The organism is Pauljensenia sp. UMB6358, assembly GCF_030216865.1.
GTDB classification, from domain to species: domain Bacteria; phylum Actinomycetota; class Actinomycetes; order Actinomycetales; family Actinomycetaceae; genus Pauljensenia; species Pauljensenia turicensis_A.
Genome location: NZ_JASOMS010000312.1, coordinates 1 through 230, shown reverse-complemented (window position 1 = coordinate 230; position 230 = coordinate 1). Strand labels below are relative to the sequence as shown.

The window sequence follows — 230 nt, the reverse complement described above, 5'->3', positions numbered from 1 at the left end:
AGCCGGCCACGGATGGCTTCTCCTATGTTCTTATCAACATAACGGCCACCTACCTCGGCAATGACTCCCAGGGTCAGGCGCCCTGGGCGACGGTCGACTTCGTCAGCAAGGACGGCAAGACGTACAACCTGGCGTCTTCTCAGAAGCTGACTGTCGCGCCGGAGGAGTTCGACCAATTGTCTCCCCTTTTCAATGGCGCATCGACGACCGGAAACATCGTCATCGAGGTC

At 58.3% G+C, this 230-nt stretch carries 1 pseudogene; it reads left to right on the top strand.

From position 1 onward, the window contains the following. Positions 1-230: pseudogene (locus QP381_RS09950) on the top strand (hypothetical protein); the annotation flags it as partial.